Annotated in this window: 17 protein-coding genes; all 17 read right to left on the reverse strand. The window is 48.5% G+C overall.

The window, feature by feature from the left end:
• Positions 1 to 26: 26 nt before the first annotated feature.
• On the reverse strand, positions 27 to 1,640 hold the full coding sequence (locus FHS16_RS03710) for a copper amine oxidase N-terminal domain-containing protein (protein ID WP_183559007.1): 1,614 nt from the start codon (positions 1,638 to 1,640) through the stop codon (positions 27 to 29).
• Between the two features lie 335 nt (positions 1,641 to 1,975).
• Complete coding sequence (locus tag FHS16_RS03715; RefSeq protein WP_246431579.1) at positions 1,976 to 3,337, reverse strand: sensor histidine kinase; 1,362 nt, start codon at positions 3,335 to 3,337, stop codon at positions 1,976 to 1,978.
• Between the two features lie 60 nt (positions 3,338 to 3,397).
• Positions 3,398 to 4,096, reverse strand: a complete 699-nt coding sequence (locus FHS16_RS03720) for a response regulator transcription factor (protein WP_183559009.1) — start codon at positions 4,094 to 4,096, stop codon at positions 3,398 to 3,400.
• A 157-nt stretch (positions 4,097 to 4,253) separates the two neighbouring features.
• Entirely contained in the window at positions 4,254 to 5,345 is a 1,092-nt protein-coding gene (locus tag FHS16_RS03725) for an ABC transporter substrate-binding protein (protein WP_183559011.1), read from the reverse strand.
• A 90-nt stretch (positions 5,346 to 5,435) separates the two neighbouring features.
• Positions 5,436 to 6,206: an ABC transporter permease gene (locus tag FHS16_RS03730; RefSeq protein ID WP_221226250.1), complete on the reverse strand. Its 771-nt coding sequence runs from the start codon at positions 6,204 to 6,206 to the stop codon at positions 5,436 to 5,438.
• Entirely contained in the window at positions 6,136 to 6,978 is an 843-nt protein-coding gene (locus FHS16_RS03735) for an ABC transporter ATP-binding protein (protein ID WP_183559013.1), read from the reverse strand. Before FHS16_RS03735 ends, FHS16_RS03730 begins: the two co-directional genes overlap by 71 nt.
• A gap of 272 nt (positions 6,979 to 7,250) precedes the next feature.
• Positions 7,251 to 8,168: an MBL fold metallo-hydrolase gene (locus tag FHS16_RS03740; RefSeq protein WP_246431580.1), complete on the reverse strand. Its 918-nt coding sequence runs from the start codon at positions 8,166 to 8,168 to the stop codon at positions 7,251 to 7,253.
• Positions 8,169 to 8,215: 47 nt separating this feature from the next.
• A complete protein-coding gene (locus tag FHS16_RS03745; protein WP_183559017.1) occupies positions 8,216 to 8,881 on the reverse strand; it encodes a Crp/Fnr family transcriptional regulator in 666 nt (221 codons plus the stop codon).
• Positions 8,882 to 9,071: 190 nt separating this feature from the next.
• Complete coding sequence (locus tag FHS16_RS03750) at positions 9,072 to 10,706, reverse strand: putative polysaccharide biosynthesis protein (protein WP_183559019.1); 1,635 nt, start codon at positions 10,704 to 10,706, stop codon at positions 9,072 to 9,074.
• A 21-nt stretch (positions 10,707 to 10,727) separates the two neighbouring features.
• On the reverse strand, positions 10,728 to 11,453 hold the full coding sequence (locus tag FHS16_RS03755) for a ThuA domain-containing protein (protein ID WP_183559021.1): 726 nt from the start codon (positions 11,451 to 11,453) through the stop codon (positions 10,728 to 10,730).
• A gap of 20 nt (positions 11,454 to 11,473) precedes the next feature.
• Positions 11,474 to 11,956 (reverse strand): DUF456 domain-containing protein, encoded by a 483-nt coding sequence (locus tag FHS16_RS03760; protein WP_183559023.1) that lies wholly within the window; start codon positions 11,954 to 11,956, stop codon positions 11,474 to 11,476.
• Positions 11,957 to 11,963: 7 nt separating this feature from the next.
• Positions 11,964 to 12,716 (reverse strand): Cof-type HAD-IIB family hydrolase, encoded by a 753-nt coding sequence (locus FHS16_RS03765; RefSeq protein WP_183559025.1) that lies wholly within the window; start codon positions 12,714 to 12,716, stop codon positions 11,964 to 11,966.
• A 180-nt stretch (positions 12,717 to 12,896) separates the two neighbouring features.
• On the reverse strand, positions 12,897 to 14,357 hold the full coding sequence (locus FHS16_RS03770; RefSeq protein WP_183559027.1) for an ABC transporter substrate-binding protein: 1,461 nt from the start codon (positions 14,355 to 14,357) through the stop codon (positions 12,897 to 12,899).
• A gap of 213 nt (positions 14,358 to 14,570) precedes the next feature.
• Entirely contained in the window at positions 14,571 to 15,440 is an 870-nt protein-coding gene (locus FHS16_RS03775) for a metal ABC transporter permease (protein WP_183559029.1), read from the reverse strand.
• Positions 15,437 to 16,378, reverse strand: a complete 942-nt coding sequence (locus FHS16_RS03780) for a metal ABC transporter permease (RefSeq protein ID WP_183559031.1) — start codon at positions 16,376 to 16,378, stop codon at positions 15,437 to 15,439. The genes FHS16_RS03775 and FHS16_RS03780 overlap by 4 nt, the downstream gene beginning before the upstream one ends.
• 2 nt (positions 16,379 to 16,380) lie before the next feature.
• Positions 16,381 to 17,190: a metal ABC transporter ATP-binding protein gene (locus FHS16_RS03785; RefSeq protein ID WP_376769651.1), complete on the reverse strand. Its 810-nt coding sequence runs from the start codon at positions 17,188 to 17,190 to the stop codon at positions 16,381 to 16,383.
• 29 nt (positions 17,191 to 17,219) lie between these two features.
• Positions 17,220 to 18,179 (reverse strand): metal ABC transporter solute-binding protein, Zn/Mn family, encoded by a 960-nt coding sequence (locus tag FHS16_RS03790; protein ID WP_183559033.1) that lies wholly within the window; start codon positions 18,177 to 18,179, stop codon positions 17,220 to 17,222.
• Positions 18,180 to 18,377: the final 198 nt, after the last annotated feature.

Genomic DNA, 18,377 nt, shown 5'->3' on the forward strand with positions numbered 1-18,377 from the left:
ACTTCACTCGCTCGTTACGTCATCGCTTATACTTCCCGATCAAGTGAGAATACTTTCATGTCGTCGCCAAGATCCGTCCAGCCAATCTTTGCTTTTATTGCATGGGTCAAATTGCGGGCCGGCACATAGGTTACTCCGTCAATAACGGTAACGGGGAATGCCCACTTCACGGTTTTCCCGTTGACCACAGCGGAATCACTGCCATTCTTCAATACAATCGTCGTATTCGTCGCTTCGTCAAACACTTTGAGGCTTTTTGTTTTCTTGTCAAAAGTCAGTACGCCGCCAAGCTGTTCAACTGTGGAGCGAAGCGGAATAATCGTTACATGGCTTGCCGTAATGATTACCGGATTATAATATTCATCGGAATACCACGTAATGTTTTGTTTATTCACGTGCAGCTTGTTTTTCAATAGGTCGTAGACGACTGATTTGTCATCGAACATTTTCAATGCTTGATAGCCTTGCATATCAACAAGCTGTTCAATGGCAAAATCTGATTTGGAAGCAACTGGAGCGTCAGCTTTGACCACGCCATTCACATTCCATGACTCGCTCTCGAACTTAAGGGTAATACCCTTGATTGGGAGCACACCGAATTCCGGATCCAAGCTCGGAGCGTATGAGAGCTCGTAAGCCTGCTTGCGGATATCAAGCTTGTTGTCTACGTACATATCCGCTTTGATCGAAAGATTCTTGTTGAAAATTTCGTCGAATTCTTCCTGCTCCTCTTCTTCAAGCAGCTTCAGCTCGCCTTGCAGCTCCGTTAGAAGCTCTGCGATACCTTCAGTAGCTTCCGCAATCAGCTCAGCAGGATCTTCGCTATCGAGCCCGCCTTGATCGAATGGAATCACTTCTTCTGCTGCTCCCAGAATTTGCGGATTGCTGTTCAGCACCTCAAATACGCCTGCTACCATTTTGTCTAGGCCAGCACGATCCGCGATCAGCGCATCCACATATTTTTTCACCCAAGGCAATATCTCGTTACCGTCAAAGTCAACATGGACTTTCATGAGGGAGGTAGAAACGCCGTTAATATTCTCAAACACCGGTTTGACGTCAATGCGTTCTGGGTTCGGAAGATTATGTATGACATAGGAACCCACCGTATCGAGAATCTCATGGCCCAGCGCCGTAGCAGTTGCTTCGTCGAGCTCAGGTGCTGCCGCCTCGGTTGCTGCATCTTCAGGCAAGCCAGACAGTCCAGTCAAACCGAGCAGGCCCTCGCTTGTCAGATCAATCGCAAAAGGCTGCTTCGCGCCTTCAATCTCCATAATCGCCAACTTATCGGACATTTTAAGTGAAAACTTCACGCTAGCTGTATCCCCAAATATCAGGCTCCCGTTAAAAGATGCGTTCGAGCTGTCCTGCATCTTCACATTCTCAAACTGCAGCTTAATGTTTGATACTAGCTTCATAATCGCAATATCCTCTTCGGTAGCACCTTCATAAGCCGTATCATCAAGCTCCAACTTAAGTTCAACCGACTGTTTGCTCTCGCTTGAAGTTACTTTCAAGGAATTTTTCAGCACGGTATTGAAATCCAAGTTGGAAATGGCTTCACAGCCCGCAACAAAAACAAGTGTAAATGCTAATATGAGAGCAATAAACTTACTAGGTCTTGCAAAGCTTTTTTTCATTCTTTCGTCTCCTTTATGATTGCATAGTAGCAGGCCTTTTTTACTGATAAACTCCATTTATTGTACAGGAGACTCTATCTAATGTAAATGTATGGAAAGGTCTAGTTTTGTCGAATTTGATAGGATCACAGGTTTATGCATTAAATTGCACTTATTACTGCGTACATTCCTTTAGCACCCATCCGACCAGCATTGCGATTGCCACTGCCAATACGATTCCAGTCTGCTTCATCCGATCCATCCCGCATCTCCTCCATCCTGAAGCTAATGGATAGTGTAAGGCAAGGATCTTACCGACTGCTTTCATATAAGCTTATCAAATGCTTAAGAAATGCTTAAGATACAAGCTTCGCAATTGGAAACCTCGTTTCAAAGCATGTTTCGACAGCCGTGCTGCTAACGGAAATCAGCCCGCTATGCGCTTCGACAATACTTCGAGTTATAGCCAAACCAAGCCCTGTTCCGCCCGTCTCAGCCGTTCGAGAGCGATCAGCCCGGTAAAAACGGTCAAAAATATAGGCAATATCCTTAACGGGGATCGGATCTCCGTAATTAATAAACCTTACGATAGCCTCCTCATCCGTTCTCGTAATCAGAATATCAATAAATTTACCTTTGTGGCCATACTGGATGGCGTTTGCCATCAGGTTATCGAAGGCTCTTGCGAGCAAATCTCCGTCTGCCATAATCAATAAACGCTGCGCTGAAGCTTGGATTCGACAGCTCATATCCGCTTTTTCCAGGCTAGGTACGAACTCTTCGGCTAGCTGTGCCGCAAAGTTTGCGATATCAAGCTCTGTCAAAGCGAGCGGCATATCATTGTTCAGTTTCGTGTATTCGAATAAATCATCAATCAAACCTTTCAAGTGCTTGGATTTCTCATAGGCGATATTAACAAAATAACGAAGCTCGACCTCATCTTGATACCGGTCCTGCTCGATAAGCTCCAAATAGCCGAGAATGGATGTCAGAGGCGTTCGCAGATCATGGGATACGCCTGTAATCAGGTCATTTTTTGATCGCTCCGCATTCCTCTCTTCTTGAAGCAGCAGATTGAATTGCTGGCCTAACGCATTGATGCTCCTTGCAATCTCACCCAGTTCATCTGATCCTTTAACAGGTATCGCATGATCCAGCTTTCCTGCCGCCATATGCTGCAAGCCATTTTTAATTTCCTTCAAATCCGCTATCATCTTGCGGCTCGTCCAGAAAAAAAACGCAAGAAATAATAAACAGCCGAACATGGCAACGATCGGAGTCGAACCAATATGATTGACAATCCAGACCAAGACACGGTTATAGGAAGTATATTGCATCAAAGCATATGCGAGCAGATGTCCAGCTATGACGAAAAAAATCATCAGCACGAGGCTTTGCAGGAAGGCCGCCATAAAGGTCCAGCGTATCGTGCGGAACAACGGATGGCTCGTTGGTGGTTTTAAAGCTGATTTGCCCGCTCCGCTCCGGAACCATGCCAGCTTTTGTTGAAATAGCTTGATATAGCAAACGCCAAAGATCAGCACAGCGACAGCCAGTATGATTGGCAAGGAGCCAACATGCTCGATTAGCCATTTGAGCGGCTTGTTATAAGGCGGAACCTGAAGCATGAACGCCAGCAGCATTCTGGCAAGCAGCGCTGTTAGCAGGGCAATAGCCAAGCTTGCTGCTGCCCAAGTATAAATAGGGTTCTTTTTCATTTCATCACCTGTATGTTAGAGGTTTTGGCAAGCTTCCACCTGCCGAGGACAGTTGAAAGCTTATAGCGCCTCCATTTTATAGCCGATTCCCCATACTGTTTTTATGTATTTCGGGTTTTGGGTGTCCTTTTCGATTTTTTCTCTTAGTTTGCGGATATGGACCATAACCGTGTTTTTCGAATCCATGAACGGTTCATTCCATGCTTTCTCATATATTTTGTCCATGCTCAGCACAATGCCGCGATTGACGGCGAGCAGGCTTAGAATGGCGAATTCGCGCGGTGTAAGCTTAACCTCTTGGCTATCGACAGTAACCGTATAGGTAGCCGTGTTAATAACCAGCTCATCGATAATGAGTTCATCCTCATTCGGAACCGTCCCCGAACGAAACTGCTTCGCTCTCCGAATATGTGATTTGACGCTCGCTAGCAGCACTAACGGACTAAACGGTTTTGTGACGTATTCGTCCGCACCTAGGCTGAGCCCGGATATTTTATCTATATCCTGCGTTTTCGCCGACAGCATAATAATGGGGATATGGTTCTGCTCGCGTATTTTCATGCAAGCCTCAAGCCCATCCATCACAGGCATCATCACATCCAAAATAATCAGATCAACCTTATGGCTGTTCAGCATGTCAAGCGCCTCTGATCCGTTGGAAGCTTTCAGCATCGTGAAACCGTCATTTCTGAAATAGATATCCATCAGACTTAATATTTCCTTCTCGTCGTCCACCATGAGAATGGTCTCTCTTTCCATCTCAATGCCCCCTCTATCCAAAGCTAAAATAAATATAGCATGATCTGGAGCTTATGGAAGGAAAAAACTGCATAAAAAGAAAAAGGCTGCAACCAAACGCAGCTTATGCTGCTTCTGGTGCAACCTGTAATCTCATTCGGAATTAGAACTTGTACGTCTATTTGCCGCTTTTCACTTCCTCCAATAAGGATAAATCCAGAAATTTGCTTAGATCAAGCGCATCCGCTGTAATATCCTTGATATAGCCGGCGTCGATCGAGACCTTAGCCATTTCCTCAATAGCCTCTTGGCTCACATCGGTCGTCAAACGCATATGCGACAACGCCGCTTTGATCAGCTCAATATCAAGACCTTTTCCGCTCAGCTCGCTTAAGCGCTTGTTGATAAGCTCGTAAGACTCGTCAGGATTTGCCGTGATGAAATCAATCGCTTCAAGATTAGCTTTAACGGCTGCTTTCGCCAAATCACGATGCTCGCTCAAAAACTTGTCGCTCGCTACCAGAATTACGAGCGGGTAGTCGCCGTTGTTTGGCGGAACTTGATCCCACGGTACGATTACTTTGCCGATTCCCTCTTGCTCGATTTGTGTGCCCCACGGCTCAGGAATAAGCGTAGCGGCTACCTCGTTCTGACGAAGCGCGACAAGCGTATCTGCCGGTGCGCGGGCAACAATCTGCGCGCCTGTTTTATCCGTTGTAATTTTCACGCCTTCTTGCTCCAACAGCAGGCGAAGCGAAATCTCATTCGTGCTGCCTTTAGTTGGAATGGCAATTGTCTTGCCTACCAAATCCTTAACGGAGCTAACGCCCGAATCCTTGCCGGCAACTAGAACGGCACCGCCGTTGTCCGCACCGGAAATTACGCGGAAATTGCTGCTTTTAAGAAATTGGTTCGTGGAAGGACCTGGCCCAACATAACCTAAATCAATTTGTCCCGTTGCGATAGCCGTCGAGAAATCCGAACCGTTATCGAAAGCCTGAACTTCAATCGTGACGTGCTCGCCAAGCTGCTTCTGGAAAAATTCCTTCTCCAACGCGATATATCCTGCAGCATGTGTTACATTTTTGAAGATGCCTAGCTTAACCGTTACCGGTTCTTGCTTCACTGGAGCATCCGCAGGCGCTTGCGTCGCTTCCGCTCCATTGCTCGCTGCCGGTGGATTATTGTCCGCAGCATTGTTGTTGCCCCCGCAGGCACTCAATAACAATACAAATACAAGCGTTAGTATAAGGCTAATCTGTTTTTTCACTTCTTTCTCCTACCTTTCATCATTGACAATGTGTTCTCTTTCTTTCTCCAACCAATTCTATCGGAATAGTTGAAATTGTCAATGTTTTTTTTATTTAGATTGATTTTCCAGTCCGTAGCGGATGAGCAGCTTGTCCTCCAGCTTTTTGAAGCAGAAATGATCCGACAACGTCCCGAGCACCGCAATAATGATAACCACGGTAAGCATTAACGCTGTATCGCCTAGGCCCCTGCCGTCCTGCAGCAACTGGCCAAGGCCCGCTCCGTTTGCGATCAGCTCGCCGGCAACAAGCGCCCGCCACGCGAAAGCCCATGCGACGCGAATGCCGGTCATCAGATGCGGAAATGCGCCCGGTATTAAAATTTGCGTGAACATCCGCCAGCCCGTGCCTGTGCCTAGCGTCTGAGCTGCTCGAATGTATATGGGCGAAATATTTTTGATCCCCGTTCGCGTTGCGATCGCCATCGTCCAGGTTGCCCCAAGCGCGGTAATGAAAATGACTGATTTATCATTAAAACCGAACCAAATAATTGCAAACGGAAGCCAGGCGATACTCGGCACGGTCTGCAAGGCGATTACGACAAAACCAAGCGTGTCGTCTATCACTTTGGATCTCGCAAACATGAACCCCAGCAATAAGCCTACAGAAATGGAAATGGCAAACGCGATGAGGAGCCTGCGCAGCGAGTTCAGAATGGCATCCAGCAATTGGCCGTGCGCGAAGCCGTTGTAGAAAGCCTCTACGGTCTGGAACAAGGATGGAAACTTCCATTCCTCCCAGCCGATGATTCTATATGCCGCCTCCCATGCCACCAAAATTGCGATCAGAAACAGTGTTCTTCTTAAGACTGTAGGTGTCATCGCCCATTTCCTCCTTCACTACTTTCTCCAGCTCATCAGCCAGGCATTCCATAATGGATTTCTCTACATGGTGAAGCAGCGGGTCTGAGCTGTCGCGCGGCCTTGCAGCCTGCACGACAAATTCTTTCTTGATCTTGCCCGGGCGTGTCGACATCACTAGGACTCTGTCCGACAGCATGACAGCTTCCCTTATATTATGAGTAATGAATAAAATAGTTTTCCCCGTGCGCAGCCAAATATCTTCCAACTCCTGATGCAGGACTAGCCTCGTCTGTTCGTCAAGCGCGGCAAAAGGTTCATCCATCAGCAGGATTTGCGGATTCATAATAAGCGCGCGAGCAATTGCCGCACGCTGCTTCATGCCGCCGGACAATTCATGCGGGTAACGGTCTGCAAATTTGCTCAAATGCACGGCCCTTATTTGCTCCAATGCAAGCTCTGAACGTTCTTTCTTCCCCACACCCTTCTGCTTTAAGCCAAACGCTACATTCTCAAGCACGGTCAACCACGGGAACAACCCATGCTCCTGGAACACAACGACCCTATCCGGTCCAGGTGCCTTGATATCCCCGCCATTTATTTTTATTGCACCTTGATAACTACGATCGAAGCCCGCCACCAAATTCAGCACCGTCGATTTCCCGCAGCCTGACGGTCCGAGCAGCGAGACAAATTCGCCTTCCTTAATCGATAGGCTTATGCTTTCCAAAGCTAGGAAGCTGCTTCCGTCCCGTTGGTTGAACTCCTTGCTGACCCTGTCAATGTCAATCATTAAGCATCCCCCTATTTTTTCTTGCAAGTACAGCGCATACATGAAATCTCATGCTGCCAATCAACTTCTGCATATACAAATATATAGTCCATTCTTATTGGAATGATATGAATTGTCAACCCAGATTAAACGAAAAAAAAATCATTTGCATAACGCAACACTTTCAAACACCTTTTATTCATCCCTTAAAGGGGCAAAGAGCCGCCCCTCGGCAGCTCTTTGCATGCTAGCAATACGGATAAACCGCTGTGAATCCCCTGTTACAAAGATAGTTAAAGCTCAAATACCATTAAATCGCGGCCCATCGTTATACGGTTCGAAAAAATGTCGCTCATCCCTTTTGTATATTCCGCTTCCGCTTCCTCCGTAGGCGTCGGCGCCGGAATATGGTGAGTCAATACAAGATGCGGAACATCCGCTTGCCTTGCGATTTCTGCGACCTGATGCGTCGTTGAGTGGTATTTAGCGGGATTGGACAAGGATTGCGCCTGTTCTGGGAACTTCTCAATCAATTCATCCAGCCACGCTTTATTATAGGACTCGTGGATCAGCAAATCAGCGCCGCGACTGTACTTAACCATATTGGCAACAGGAATCGTATCCCCCGAAATGACGACAGACTTTCCGTTATACTCGATTTTATAGGCAAGCGCTGGATAAACAGGGCGATGATCAACCTCGAATGCGGTAATTCGAATGCCTTCCGCATCGTAAACGACGCCTTCATTGCTTTCGAAATAATGAATATTCGCGCCTTGATCGGCTGACAAATTATAATGAACGCGAAGATTGGCATCAAAATCAAAAGATTCTCTCATTTTCCCGATGATCTCTTTCGTCGTCGTTGGCCCATACACATTCATGGGCACCGAGCGTCCCTCGAATACGCGGTCAGGGAGCACATGCGTGCGCCAGCTCGAAATAAACACATCAAAGAAACCGGAGTTGTGGTCGCTGTGATGATGCGTGAACAGCACGTTCTCGATTCGCTGCGGCATGACGCCTGCTTTTATGAGCTGGTCAACTGTAGCGCCTCCGCAATCGATCAAAAAAACCTTGCTTCCCGCCAATACGGCAACGCCCGATTTGGCTCTTCCGCTAAATGCCCGCGGCGTGCCCGTTCCAAGTAAAATGACCTTTAAATGCTCATGGTAATCCGGCAATAGCTTTTCTTGCTGTTGAATAAACAATGCAAAAACCTCCAATTCAATAATGGCAAGTAGAATACTGGACATTTCTATAAGTTAAAGAGGAAGCGGCTGGGATCCAAAATAACAATTTTTTTCTTGTCATACGCGATTAATGCCTGCTCGCGCCATTTGTTCAGCAGCTCCGTCACCGTTTGGCGGCTGCATCCGATGACATAGGATATTTCCTCATGGCTAAGCTGCAGCTGTACCTCGGCAACCCCCTCTTCCCGTTTCCCCATCTGAATAAGAAACCAACCGAGCCGCCAAGCAACTGGCCGGCTGATCAGCGTTTCAACCATATTCTGAGTTTGCAGCAGCCTTCTTGCCGTAATGGTCGCCAAGGAATACGAAAAGGCAGGGTCCTCTTTGGCCAAAGCCAGAAACTGCCGCGATTCAAACGTAAGAATTTCGCTGTCCGTTAAACATTTGGCATACCGTTTGCGCGATACATTGGCAAGCAGCTCCGCATTGCCGAATACTTCGCCCGGGTAGCGCAAAAAAAGCGTGATGCCTTGCCCTTCCTGCGAGGATTGCGAAATTTTGATTAAGCCCTTTTCCACGTAGAAGGCAGCTGCCGGAGGATCGTTTTCCTGAAAGATAAACTCATTTTTTTTAAACAACCGTTTCGTTCCGTATTGATAAAAGGCACGCAAAATGGTTTCATTGTGCTGGTCTGGCTCAGGAAATCCGTTTTGTGCGCTTATCTCATCCAATTCTCCAACACCTCTCGTTTCGCAAGCCGCATTATTCCGACTAATCTGATGTGTTATTAAAAGAATAACATATCCTTTTGTTTAAAAATGTCGGATAGCTGACAAAATCGTATTTTCATGCCCGTTATCCTATAAAAAACAGGACATGTTCCTCGTTGAGGGACATGTCCTGTCTTTCAGCATCTGCAGCTTATGCTGCACGTTTGTAGAAGGGCTTCAACACAAGCGTCAGCACCTTCCGAAGCGGACCCGGGAATGAGCGCACATCCTCCGGCGTAATCACCCGAAGCGCTGCCAGCATTATGAGGTAAAGACCGCCCACAATTACAGAAGTAACCGCCGCTGCGATGAAGTATGACACTTTATTCGCCCACGCATCCGTTAAATTCAGCACGAGGTATTCAGTCCCCCAGCCTGCAAGCGCCGGCACCGCGATTGCGGCAAGGTATGCAAACCATTTGTTGCCTAGAATGTTCAGGTTAATTTCTTTGTTAATCGTTCTTACGTTAAGAAGCGTGATGACTATGAAACAAATCGATGATCCGATTATGAGTCCGTAAACCCCAAGGAACGGCGCAAGTGCCAAGCTGCAGACAACCTTCAGGCCAAGCCCGATAAAGGTATGGTACATGGGCTGCTTCGGCTTGTTCAAGCCGTAGAGAATCGAGTTCGATATCATCATCGTAATTTGAAAAATCGCGCCAGCTGTCAGAAGAGCAACCGTATCGTAACCGCTTGGGCTCTTGAATAATAGTCCCGTTACCGAATAGGAAGCAACGGTGAGCAGCAAGGCAACCGGAACACCGGTGAAAAATACGATGCGCATTACAAGCGAGGATTGCCGCTGTACTTCCTCCATGTTCTTCAAGGCATAGGCCGAAGAAATGACTGGAATGATCGAAGCGCCAAGCGCGATAGCCAGAATAGGCGGAATGCCTGCGATACCCATCGCTCTATTCGTATACTCTGCCAGTACTTTTATGGCCGTATCATGGTTGTAGAATACCGATGTCAGCCTCATGAAAAACGACTGGTCGAAGAAATAGACAAACTGAACGGTCATTGCCGTTACGACAGCTGCGATAGAGGTTCTGAATATTTCCCGGTATATCGTACGGAACGGCAGCTTGGAGCTTGGTTTCGCCGCCTTGTCCGTTGCTATCGCGCTCTCTTCATCTCGATCCTGCTTCTTCAGCTTTCTCGCAAACCACATCATAACGGAAAACGCGCCGATGCTTCCGAGAACGGAACCAAACGCCACTGCCGCGGCGCCGTACTTATCTCCCCAGCCTAAGCCGAGTACGATAAAGGCTAGTCCTATACCGCCGATGAGCCGCAATATTTGCTCCATAATTTGCGAGATGCCGCCGGCGGCCATAATCTGCCTGCCTTGAAAATAACCGCGCATCATCGCGATAATCGGAAACAGAAGCAGCGCAGGCGCTATCGCTTGAAGCGATACGGCGGAATCCGGTACACGCGACAGCCGTTCATAAACAGGCGCAAGCACGAACATGGCGGTTGCGAGCAGCAAGCCGGTCACAGCGCCGAACATTAAAGCGGCCTGGTAGATCCGTTTCGCTTCGTCAGGCCTGCCGAGCGCGTAACGCGTTGAGATCATCTTGCTAATCGATAATGGTATGCCGCCAGTGGCGATCGTCAATAGCAACAAATAAATCGTATTCGCGGAGTTGAACGCTGCTTGTCCGATCGAACCTAGCATATAATCGAGCGGTATGCGCTGGAACAGGCCTAGAAAACGGACAACCAGCGCAGCTGCAGCTAGTATAATGGTGCCTTTTAGTAATGAGTCTTTTTTTAACATGATGGTGTTCCGAAGTCTCCCCTATCCTTTATTGCCAATAGGCTCTAGCGGCTGATGGTTGCCGCGAACCGGCACTGCTGCGTGCGAAGGTGCCGCCCAGCGCACGCCATTCTGAATGACCTGCAATATTTGCGGGTTATAGTAAGTCGGGTACGTCTCATGGCCCGGGCGGAAATAAAAGATTTTGCCTTGTCCCCTGTTAAAGGTACAGCCGCTTCGGAACACTTCGCCACCCTCGAACCAGCTCACGAATACAAGCTCATCCGGCGCAGGGATATCAAAGTGCTCGCCGTACATTTCCTCATGCTCCAGCGTAATATGCTCTGGCAAGCCGGACGCTATTGGATGCGCCGGGTTGACGACCCATAACCGCTCCTTCTCGCCTGCTTCACGCCATTTCAGATCGCAGCTCGTACCCATCAGCTTCTTGAAAATTTTCGAGAAATGGCCCGAGTGGAGTACGATTAACCCCATGCCCTCCCATACGCGCTGCTGGACACGCTCTACGATCACATCGTCTACCTGGTCATGGCCCATATGTCCCCACCAGATCAGAACATCCGTATTCGCCAATCGATCTGCCGTAAGACCGTGCTCCGGCTCCTCAAGCGTTGCAGTTGCCACTTCAAAGTCATCGTTTGCAATGCCCTTGGCGAGCGCCTCATGGATGCCGTCCGGATATACGCTTTTTACTTCCTCATGGATTTTCTCGTGCAGGAATTCATTCCATACGGTTACTTTAATCATCGTCAGTTCCACCTTATCCGTTAGAATACGAGCCAAAGGACAAATAAAACAATCATCGCGAGCTGTAAAATAAATTTCACGACTACGCTGCTGAATAGGCCAACTACGGAGCCGAGCCCAACCTTAAGCGATTTATCAAAACGTGTTCCAATAATCATTTCGCCAATAACGGCACCCGCAAACGGCCCGATAACAAGTCCAAACGCCGGAATAACAAAAGGGCCGAATATGAGACCGATCGTGCTGCCGATTACCGAGGCGCGCGAGCCTCCGAATCGTTTGACGCCCCAGGCGCTAACCGCATAATCCGCTACGAATAGCACAACAACGATAAGGGTTTGGATCAGCCAGAACCAAACGCCGAATTCACTGAAGGAGAAGAACCATCCATAAATAAAAAATGCGCCGTAAATAGCAAGTGCTCCCGGCAGGATGGGATAGATTGCTCCCGCCATGCCGACAACGAACAATAAGATTACTAATATCCATCCTAAAATATCCATACGATACTCATCCTTTCATAATGTATCGTTTAATAACCTCCGCTACCCCATGCTTATTATTCGTAAAAGTAATGAAATCCGCAGCTTCCTTCACTGCTTCCTGTGCATTGCCCATCGCTACGCCAAGGCCGGCCTCGCGAATGGCCGCGATATCGTTCAAACTGTCGCCCACTGCGATAACCTGCGACATCTCGATATCAAGCAGGCCGCAAAGCTCCTGCAAAGCACTCGCTTTGGACACGCCAAGCGGATTCAGCTCCAAATTCCAAGGTGAAGAATTCGTAATTTCGAGCGCTCCCCAGCTCTGGACCTCGGCTAGAATTTTTTCACGAATGCTGTCATCCTCGGTATAATAGCCGAACTTCAGCCAATGATGGGCTGCATAGTCATCAGCGGGCGAAATCCATTTCTCTTTGTTGAATATATCATCGGCCGTATAGGCCCAGAACCATGGCTCGCCGTGCGAGAGTGCAAGCTCATGCATTCTTTGTACATAGACATGGCTCAAATGCGTCCGTTTGTGCAGAACATGGGGCCGATGCCAGATTTCGCTGCCATTGACGGTAATCATCGGCGTCTCCAGCTTCAACTGCTCCGCGTAAGGGAGCGCGCTCCGAAAGCCGCGGCCGGTCGAGAAGCTGACGATTACGCCTGCATCCAGCGCTTTCTGAATCCATTCCGCATTTTCAGCGCTTATTTCACTTTGCTCGTTGAGGAGCGTACCATCCATATCGAGCGCTAACAGTTTATAATCTCCCAAGTTGTGTTCCTCCTCGTAAATGCCGTTCCTTGATGTAACCCGCTAGTAAATTATTTTAGCACATTTGCAGCAGATTCCAAACGATAGACATTCCATACCTATCGTCAAAGGGGGAACCGGAAATAAAAACAGCTTCCGCGCGAGCGCGAAAGCATGTTCTTTTCCTTGCATGGCTGATCGCTATTCAACAATAATCGAATCTACTTGCTCCTCAATCGTTACTTCTGTCGTTGCTTCTTTCGTCGCAGGCTCGACTTTCATTACAGGCGCTTCCTTCAGCAGCATCTCCTGCCCTTTGACCTGCAAAATATCGAGTGCTTCATTAACCGTCTGTTTGTCATCCTTCACCTTCTGAAATTCCTGCTGGGTCGCCGCCCTAAAATCGCCCCAAAAGGTTTCCGGCAGCTTCTCGAAATCACGATAGCTGTTGAAGGAGCTAGGCTTTAAATTGTAAAATGCCGCATAATTGCGTCCTTCGGTATCCGATATGTATTTCGTGCGAACGGGCAAACCATTGTAATTGTTCGATTTGGACTTCACTCTCGCGTACTCATCGCTTGTAATATAGCGGAGAAACTCCCACGCCGTCTCCTTATTCGGCGATTCCGCGCGAATGGCAAAAAGGTTCTGAAAAGAGATCATATTCGACTGGTCCGGATTTTGCTGTCCGACCGGTACCGTTACAAGATCCCAATTTTTCACGATTTTGTCCTTGACCTGCTCGTTCTCGCTTGCCTGCTTGATTTGGTTAATATAATGGCTGTCTCCTATTGCAAGCGCCAGCCGTCCTGATAAGAATGGATCCCGCAGCAAATAATCCTCGTACGTCTGTGACGTATTTGACTCCTCGTTATCCATGCTCTCGAAATACAACGCGTTAGAGCCGATTGCATCCAGCGCCGCCTGAGCCGCATTCTTCCATGAATCGGTATTGATCGTCATCTCTTTCTTCGAAGCATTGACAAAGCTAATGCCATCGGCTGATGCCAGCGTGCTTGCCAGCTCGAAGAGATCTTCGGTATAGCCCATTTTGAGGCCATAAACACGCTCCTTCCGGTCTCCATCAGTAGGAAATTGGCGCGCCAGCTGTATCACCTCATTCCAGCTCATGCGATCCGTCGGATACGCAATCTTGTACTGGTCGAACAGGTCCTTATTGTAGAACATCACCTGGCTGTAAAAGCTCGGAGAAATGCCGAATAGCTGCCCTCCGCCTAGCTCACGCAAATAATCGAGCATACCAGGAATTAATCCTTCCGTATCGTATTTCTCCTTTTCCATGGCAGCATCCAGCTCATAGAGCTTGCCATCTTGCGCCAGCTTCTTGAATTTCTCTGGATCGAGCAGCAGAAGATCAGGCTGCTTCTCTTCGATAAACTTATCGTAAGCAGCATCAGGGTCCTTCTGTTCACTCGTGTACATGGATTGCGTAGATACGACTTCAATTTCTACATTCGGGTACAAAGCCGAGAAAACCATGCCGTAATCTTGAAAAAAGGCACCTTCATCGTAATACATCACCTTAAGCACTGCTGCCTCATCCTTGCCCTGCCCCTCATCATTTCCGCCAAAGCTGCATGATGATAAAATAAGAGCAAAAGCTGCGAACGGGATTGCGAATTTCGACCAAACCTTCATCATTAGCTACTCTCCCTTAAATTCTCCTAATATGTCCCAAATATAGTACGAGAGTTACTGGGTAAAAGTTGCAAATTGGGTTGGTGTATATGAACCTGCCCAAAAACAAAACCAACCATGATTATCAATATCCCCCCGTACCAATCCACGCAAAAAGACCCGCTATCCTATAGTTTTATAGGATATCGGGCCTTTTTAACCTTGTAGGCTAGCCTTTTAGGCCAGCTTACGCATGCGAAGCTTCTTGATGACAATGCCATGAGACGGCGAGAACAAGAAAGCAATAACGAACAGCAGGGCTGCAGCGCAAACCATGCAGCCTGCGATGGAAGCATCCAGCACAACCGCTGCTCCATAGCCGATAAACGTGCTGGCTACTCCTGCCCCAACGCTAAGACCAATCATAACGCCAAGACGATCCGTGAGCAGATACGCTGTAGACGCCGGTATGATGAGCAGCCCTACGACGAGTATCGCTCCCACGCTCTCGAAGGAGCTGACCGTAGCCATGGAAACTAAGCCCATTAATAAATAGTGAAACAGTGCGACCGGAATGCCTATCGCCGCGGCAAGGGCAGGATCGAAGGCGCATAGCTTGAATTGCTTGTAGAACAGTCCAATGACAGATGTAATAACAAGCAATGTAATTCCGAGCAGCCATACTGCTTTGGGTCCCATATTCACACCGCCGAGCTCCCAAATATTCCAGTGCACATAGGCGATCTCACCGTATAGAATCGCATCCTGATCCAGATGCACTTGACGGGCGTATAAGCTGACCAGCACGACCCCTATAGCAAATAGAGCCGTAAAGACCACCCCGATAGAAGCATCGGACTGAATGCCGCTTTGCTGGAACATTTGAATCAGAAACGTGGTCAGAAGCCCGAATATCAATGCGGCGAACATCATGAGCAAGGAATCACGAGAACCGCTTAGCAGAAATGCGATTACGATACCTGGCATGACCGAATGGCTGATCGCATCGCCGATCATAGCCATCTTTCGCAATACAAGAAACACGCCGAGCACACCGCAGCAGCTAGCTACGAGGGCACCGGTAAGCAGAATCCAAAAGTCGCTCATAGTGCCGCCTCCTTTTTCACATTGCCATCTAGAAGACGCTCATTCTCGCGGTTATAACGTTGTTTCACCCGTTGGCGCAGCAGCCGCTTCGCAACTAAGCCGCGCTGTGGTCCGAATAATATCGATATGCAGAATAAGAGCGTTGCCGCAAGCACGGTTACCGGCCCTGTCGGCAAATTCGAAACCGAAGCGCTGATCCATGTGCCAATTCCTCCGCTTACAGCGCCGAACACGCCTGATAAGACTACCATTAGTCCAAGGCGATCCGTCCAATACCTTGCGGATACCGCCGGTGTAATCAGAAGCGCAGCAACGAGTACGACGCCTACCGCTTGTATGCCGGCCACGACAGCTACCACAATGAGAAGCATCAGCAGCTGCTCCAGGAAAGCTACCGGATAACCAAGGCCTCTTGCGAAGCCTGGATCGAAGGAAATGATTTTGAATTGCTTGAACAACAGCGTGCAAATCGTAATAAGCGATACGCAGACTACCGTCATCGAAATCACGTCGGATGCGATCATAGAAGCAGCCTGACCGAATAGAAACTTATCAAGTCCCGCTTGATTGCCATATTCGCCATGCTGGATCAAGGTAAGGAGCACAATGCCTAAGCCAAAAAATCCCGACAATACGATCCCCATCGCCGCATCCTGCTTAAGCTTGGAATTCCTTGTGATGTAACCAATGCCGAAGGTTGCCACTACCCCTGCAATACCTGCTCCAATAAGAAAAAGTCCAATCGATTTAATGCCCGTAAGCATAAATGCGATGCAAATTCCCGGCAGCGCTGCATGTGCGAGCGTATCTCCCATCAAGCTCTGCTTCCTTAAATAGGAGAAACATCCGATTACGCCGCTGCTTAAGCCAAGCAGCGTGCAGCCAAGAAATATCCACTGCATATTGGGATCTGAAAGCATTGACCAAATCTTATCCATCTTTACTCACCCTTTCCGTCAAATCGCGACGGGGATTGCAGGCTGCGGTCAAGAAACGCGAGCCTGCCGCCGTAAGTGCGCTGCAGCTGCTCCTGCGTAAAGGTTTGCTCGGTTGGGCCAAACGCCTGAAGCTCCACGTTCAGCAGCAGAACGGAATCAAAATAATCCTGTACCGTCGCAAGGTCATGATGCACGACAATGACTGTTTTTCCTTGCAGCTTCAATTCCTGAAGCAGCGTAATGATCGCTTTCTCCGTTGCGGCGTCTACGCCGGCGAACGGTTCATCCATAAAGTAAAGCTTCGCGTCCTGCGCAAGCGCGCGTGCCAGAAATACGCGCTGCTGCTGGCCGCCTGACAATTGGCTGATCTGCCTGCCCGCATAATCAGCCATGCCGACCTTGTTCAGGCATTCCAGCGCCAGCGCCTTATCCTTCGCGCTTGGACGACGGAACCAGCCAAGATGGCCGTATCGGCCCATAAGTACAACATCAAGCGCATTCGTCGGAAAATCCCAATCGACCGATTCGCGCTGCGGGACGTAGCCGATCATTTTGCGCTGCTGCTTGTAGGGCTTCCCGTATACGAGAACTTCCCCGCCGATGCTCGGAATAAGTCCAAGCGCCGCCTTCATGAGCGTGGATTTGCCTGCTCCGTTCGGGCCGATTACGCCAACCAGCTCGCCTTCATTTACTTCGAAGGATACGTTCCGAAGCACGGGCTTCTTCTGGTATGCGACGCTTAAACCTTTAATGCTAAGCGGCGCTGCCGCTTTCGCTGTCGTGTTTGCTGCCGTTTGAGATGGACTCATCATCATCACTCACTTTCGTTCCTCTGTTTATGCTATTTCAATGCAGCTACGATCGTATCCACATTATGCTTCACCATGCCAATATAAGTGCCTTCCACCGTTCCTGCATCGCCCATGGCATCGGAGAACAGCTCGCCGCCAATGACTACCTCATGGCCTAATTGCCGTGCACCTTCAATGACCGATTCGATTGATTTCTTCGGTACGCTGGATTCGATAAACACCGCTTTGATTTTTTTCTCAACTAAGTAATCCCGAAGCTTGCTGACATCCTTGGAGCCGTACTCAGACATCGTATTCATTCCCTGCAAACCCGTGACAGTTAGCCCGTATGCTTCACCGAAGTAGCCAAAAGCATCATGCGCAGTAACGAGAATTCGACTGGCTTCAGGAATGGTTGCAATCTGCTCCGTTGCATAAGCATCCAATTCCTCAAGCTTCTTGATGTAGGCAGCCGCATTGTCTTTGTAATAATCAGCGTGGGAAGCATCCTTCTCTACCAATGTATTGCGTATGACTTCCGTTGCCGATATCCACAGCTTGACGTTAAACCAGATATGCGGGTCATGCATCCCTGCCCCTTGGCCAGGCGCAGTGTGCAATTGCTCTTCCGTCAAATATTCAGATACGGCAACGGTGGGCTTGCGCTTCTCCAGCGCTTCGAACATTTCAGCCATTTTCCCTTCCAAATGAAGCCCGTTGTAGAAAATGATATCCGCATCATCCAGCTTCTTTACATCACCCTGCGATGCTTTGTATAGATGGGGGTCGATTCCCGCTCCCATCAAACCGCTTACCTCGACGTATTCGCCGCCTACCTGCTGGGCAACATCGGTGATCATCCCCGTTGTCGCCGTAATGTTCAATTTGCCGCTTTGGCCATCATCCGCATTTTGCCCGCAGGCCGAAGTTGCAATTGCCGTCACCGTTAGAAATACGATCGTCATAATAAATCTGCGAAGAGCTGAATTCGTCTTAAATGTTTTACCCATAAATAAGACCTCCTAAATCCTTGTCGTTTTTTTTATATGCGGCAAAGGTTGCCCTTATGAATATTAGTTTGCCTAATGCCTTTTTTTTAATAATACACAAAAATGTTTCACTAGTGCAACATTTATTTTAAAATGGGCGGTTTCGCAATAAAAAAGGCAGGCTGGAGTCTAGCTCCAGCCTGCCTTTACTATCTCTTA

The sequence above is a fragment of the Paenibacillus endophyticus genome, from assembly GCF_014192395.1.
Lineage (GTDB): Bacteria > Bacillota > Bacilli > Paenibacillales > Paenibacillaceae > Pristimantibacillus > Pristimantibacillus endophyticus.